Origin of the sequence: Mesorhizobium sp. M7A.F.Ca.US.006.04.2.1 (assembly GCF_004022915.1) — a bacterium.
Classification (GTDB): Bacteria; Pseudomonadota; Alphaproteobacteria; order Rhizobiales; family Rhizobiaceae; genus Mesorhizobium; species Mesorhizobium ciceri.
In genome coordinates this window covers 1-1567 of the sequence record NZ_RZQA01001143.1, presented here as the reverse complement: position 1 = coordinate 1567, position 1567 = coordinate 1, and the positions used below count along the sequence as shown (strand labels likewise).

Here is a 1567-nt window from a genome sequence, read left to right as displayed (position 1 = left end):
GCTGCGTGTCACCATAAAGGCCGAGATGATAATTGTCGCTCGAGCCTGACGAGGATCGGCCGTCGGCATCGAAGCTCGTGTGGCTGTAGCCAGTCATGATGCCAAGCCGCACATCCTCCGCGACAAGGCCGTCGACGCCGGTAAGAAAGCCGCCGGTGGAGGTATCGAGGCCTGCGGCATTGCCGTCGCCGTCGAAGGTGCCCCATGACCCGAAAGCCGTGCCCCAGGCGGCAAAGCGATCGGTGGTGGCAGGCGCCAGCATCGGACCGCCTTCGCCATAGGCCAGCACCGGCGTTGCCGGGATCCCTACCCCCTCGAAGGCCGCACGCAGGCGGTCATTGATGGCATCGCGGACAAAATGGCTGTCCTCGATCAGCGCCGATTTGGCGGACGCATGGATCTCGCCAGATAACGCATCGAAGGCTTCGCGTGCGGTTTCATCGTCCGGAAGGCCGGCGATTGCATCGTAGATCGGGTTGCCCGGCCCGGCGCTTTCGGCGCCATTGGCGGTGGCACACTGGTTGCGGGTGCCGGCCACGTCGCAGAACGACACGTCATTGCGGGCAACGTCGAGATAGATATTACTGGCGTCATAGGCGAGTGCCAGGTCGACAAACGGGGCGTTCTGGTCGAACGCATCATAGGTGCCGGTCACGCCTTGATCCGCGCTCAGGATCGTGTAGCGGGTTCCGGCACTGTAGCCGCCCGGCGCCTTGAGCGCGAAGACGGTGCCACCCTGGATGGTGGCTTTGCCCGTCACGTCGATCAGGTCGGAATTGCCGGCCGGATTGATCTCGACTTCGTAGGTCGAGCCTATCTCCTGCGTGTAATCGCCTGACACATTCAGCGTGCCGATCGAATTGCCCGGCGTAATCGTGCCGCCAGAAGCGATCGTGGTCGTACCCACCGTTCCCAAACCGCCGAGCGTGCCGCCGGCTGCAACCGCAATGGCGCCAGCAATGCTTGCCCCGGAATGGCTGCCGTCGCCGACAACGAGCTTGCCGCCGCCGATGGTGGTCAGACCGGTATAGGTGCTGACGCCGTTCAGCGTCAGCGTGCCGGCGCCGGTCTTGACGAGGCTCCCTCCGATGCCAGTGCTGCCATCCTGGATGACGCCGCCGATGGTGTCGTTCTTATCCAATCCGCCAAGCGTCAGCGACTTCGAGCCGAGAAAGACGAGACCATCGCCCGAAAGCGAGCCAATCGCGATACCGTCCGACGTCATTTCGGAGATGTCGACCTTTCCCCCCGTATCGTTTATGATCGCGGCCCCATCCGCCGTGTTAGCGCCATGGAAGCCAACGAAGCCGCCCTTGTTGGTGATGGCGGCGCTGCCGGCAGACGCGGTGTCGTAGAAGTCGAGCGTTCCTTGGATTGTAACGCCAATCGTGGCATTGGCGGCGCTCGAATTGCCGTTGAAGGACGTCCTGCTACCATTGCCGGTGATCGAAGCCGCACCGGCCGATGTTTCGTCGTTGAAGTTGATGCGGCTTTGGGTAGTGACGATCGTCGCCGTTCCCGCCGACGCACTGCCATCGAAGCGCATCGTTGCGTTTGTTTCCATGAC

1 protein-coding gene is annotated in these 1567 nt (G+C 62.8%); it reads right to left on the bottom strand.

What is annotated here, in order from left to right:
- The coding region (locus tag EN925_RS35190; RefSeq protein WP_164894635.1) for an autotransporter outer membrane beta-barrel domain-containing protein at nt 1-1546 on the bottom strand (1546 nt) is incomplete at its 3' end.
- Nucleotides 1547-1567: the final 21 nt, after the last annotated feature.